The organism is Bradyrhizobium ingae (genome assembly GCF_055791185.1).
Window position 1 is genome coordinate 1 of record NZ_JBVUBB010000083.1, and the last position, 3,107, is coordinate 3,107.

A 3,107-nucleotide genomic window follows, 5' to 3' on the forward strand; every position below is an offset into this window, starting at 1 on the left:
CTGGCCGGAGGGGGCGCGATCGTCGCTCATATCAATTCCTTCTGGTTAGACGTCGTTGAGGTTTCTCGGAAAGTGTTGCAGGCGTCGACGACGCGGCGGCTTGGACCGCTTCGCGACCGGTACCCATCAGGCGATCAAGACGCTTGATCTGCTTCATCGTCTCGCCAACCATCGTGTCAAGAGCAGCCGGCGTTACATCCGCGCCTCGCTGCAATAGAAGGTCGGCGAGACGAGCTCGCACCTGGGCGTTGTTGCCGCTCAGTGCGTTCGAACTCGACTGGATCAGCTGGCGCGCCGCGCCGGTGTAGTTGCCACTGAAGATGTGGCCGATCACCGAGGGGTCGATAGCGAGCGCCGAATCGTCGGCGAGGTTCTCGGCCGTCTTGGAGTTGCCCATAGCAGCGTTGCGCGTCTGGAACATCGTCTGTTCGCGGTCGATCTGCCGTTGCAGCTTGGGTGCACGGCCGGGCACGGCGAACGCGTCAAGCTCCTGGCGCATCGCGTCCGAGCTGAGAGCGCGAGCCTTGTTCGTGCCGAATGCGGCGTTCTGCGCGTGGCTGATCTGCGGATCCACGTACCCGCGGCGGAAGGCGGTCTGTGCCTCTGCGTCGGGGAGCGCGTTGAACTGCCGAATGGCGTCTTCCGGGCGGCCCGGCTTCGAACCGATCAGCTTGCCGAGATCCAATGCCTCAATACGCCTCTGAGCCTCGCGGTAAGCATCACGCGCGGCAGCGTAGTTGCTCGACGTTCTCGCCAAAGCCTCGTCCAACGCATCCCGGATCGGGATCAATTCTGCGACCAAGGCGCCTTGGCTGTTGTCGGTCGCCTTGCTGATCATCATGTCGATGTTCGTCTTGGCGCGGAACGCCTGGTTGACGTTCGATCGCGTGAGCGTCGGCGCGGCGAGATAGGAGCGCGCCTCTTTGAGCGCGTTGCCGATCGGGTCGCGCAATGCCGCTTCGTCCGCTTCGATGCCCACCCGGGCGCCGATGTCAGTCGGGAGCGCACCGCGGGCGCGGGCAAGATTGTCGGCGGCCGGCGAGATCGCGCGATTGGCGATGGCAACCGGCGAGCTGACGTCAATGGGCATCGTTTCGCGCTTCACCGGCCCATAGCTGCGGCCGGCATCGAAGTTCGCATTTGCCACCATTCCGGCCCGCATCTGCTCGGCCGTCTGCGGAGCGTCAAAGGCGTCCTGAAGCGCGGTCGACAAGCGGCGCCCCTGGTCGCCCTGGCGCGATTCCAATGCTTGCACGACAGCCGTGCGTCCCTCTCCGGGACCGCGAGAGGCACTACTCAACAGCCGCTGTCCGGCATTGCCCATGGCATCGGCCATCGTGAACACGCCTTGGCCCTCGGCATTGGCCTGCGCGATTCGATCGGCGATTTCCTGGGTGGTGAGGCCGCTTTCGCTGACAGCGCGGGCAACCTGACGCGTCGCGTATCCCTCCGGATTGAAGAGCGCACGCACGTTGCTGACGATGGGCGCGGTAACCTGTCGCGCAATGGCTCCCGCGAGCGGGCCAGCCGCGCCTACTCCGGCGCCGAGTGCTGCGCTCGGGATGGGGTTTTCACCACGCACGCCAGCATCCGCGCCGGCAAGCGCGGCATTTGAAAGCGCGCCGCGGGCCATCATGCCGCCAAGGCCACCTTCGATTCCGAACGCCCAAGGTGCTGCATATACCGCCGGGATCGTGCCGGCGGCCGCGCCGGCGAGCTTTGCAGTCGTGTCGATGACAGGATGTTCCTGCTGAAACTTCGCATCCATGCCCTCCTGATCGCGCAGCGAGTGCGCATATCGCTCCGACCACGTCGGTTCGTTGAGCTGGTCTTTTTCGTCGAACAGCGGATTGAGCACCGGCGCCAGTGCGGCGTTCGTCGCCGCATCCATTTTGTTGACGAGGCCGCCGAGGATCGGGACACCGGTGGCGAGCGATCGCACAGTGCTGTTGCCGGCCGATACGAGCGACATCGGGTCAGGCGCGAAGGATGACGCGATCTGGTCAACGGTGGACTGCTGCTCGGCCGGCGAGAGCTTCAAAAAGCTATCGTCGACCGTCACCTTTTTGCCTTCGATGTTGAGGACCGGCATTATTCAACGCTCCACTTCACACCGGTGCGTGTGGTGCCGCCGCTCGAGCTAGGCGAAGCATCGCCACCGGGCGAAGCCGCGGACGAGCCGAAGCTGGGACCCGCGGCCTTCCGCATCTGCTCGATCGCCGCCCACCTGGCCGCGCGCTTTTGCGTCAGCACCTCGGGACCGTCGCCTGGCTGCGGCATCATTTCCTTTTCGTACCGGTTGAACTCTTCCTTCGAGATGGCCGCGCCCGATTCCTGCCGGAGCATGGCGGTGATGAAGGCGCTCGAGGCCTGCCGGTATTTCTGATAGTCGGCCGAATGCATGGAGTTGGTCACAGGCGTGCCACCGACAAGTGGTAGCGCATCGAGCGCGCGGCCAGCATACGACGTGCCTTCGCCCTCGATCGGGCGCAGCGCCGCCTCTGCCTGCTGCATGCGGGTGGCAAAGGCCGAGGACTTGGCCTGCGTCTCCGTCATCTTTCCCGTTGCAGCGTCGGCGTTGGCCTTCGTGACTTCCTTGACGAAGGTTTTCCGATCGGCGCCGGCGGGAACAGCGATTTGCTGCCCGTTCGGACCGGTGACGGTGCTGGAGCTCGCCTCTGCATCGGGCGGATTGTACGGCGTGACGGTACGGTTGGTTTTGTCGATGAAGCCGTACGACTTGCCACCGCCATCCTGCTCGCCCGTGATGCCGAAGTCGACCTTCTGCCCACCTTGATAAGCCGGCGCGACGGCACCCGTGCGCGGATCCTGCCGAACAACCGTGCCATCCGGCAACTGCGCGAAGCTGTATTTATTGCCCCCGAGCGCCTCCACGATCGTTTTGCCGTAGCCTTCCGGATCGATGGCAGCGAGAAGCGCCTTGTCCTTGGGAATGCCAGCGTTTTGGAGCGCCTGGTAACGCACGTTGAGGAGGCGCGCCTGCTGTTGCTGCGGCGTGCCTTGGCCCATGCCGGCGAGACCCGCAACGCCACCGAGCAGCATGCCGAGCGGTCCTGTATGGGCATTGGCGAGAGCGCCCTGCATCA

3 protein-coding genes are annotated in these 3,107 nt (G+C 64.7%); 1 reads left to right on the forward strand and 2 read right to left on the reverse strand.

Features of this window, described 5'->3' with window-relative positions:
• Positions 1–31: 31 nt before the first annotated feature.
• Entirely contained in the window at positions 32–1,636 is a 1,605-nt protein-coding gene (locus tag ACV1FX_RS41525; RefSeq protein ID WP_473123253.1) for a hypothetical protein, read from the reverse strand.
• Between the two features lie 105 nt (positions 1,637–1,741).
• Here ACV1FX_RS41525 and ACV1FX_RS41530 point away from each other — a divergent pair, with 105 nt between their 5' ends.
• Positions 1,742–1,993 (forward strand): hypothetical protein, encoded by a 252-nt coding sequence (locus ACV1FX_RS41530; protein ID WP_473123254.1) that lies wholly within the window; start codon positions 1,742–1,744, stop codon positions 1,991–1,993.
• A 98-nt stretch (positions 1,994–2,091) separates the two neighbouring features.
• Here ACV1FX_RS41530 and ACV1FX_RS41535 read toward each other — a convergent pair whose 3' ends face one another.
• Positions 2,092–3,063, reverse strand: a complete 972-nt coding sequence (locus ACV1FX_RS41535) for a hypothetical protein (protein ID WP_473123255.1) — start codon at positions 3,061–3,063, stop codon at positions 2,092–2,094.
• Between the last annotated feature and the right edge of the window lie 44 nt (positions 3,064–3,107).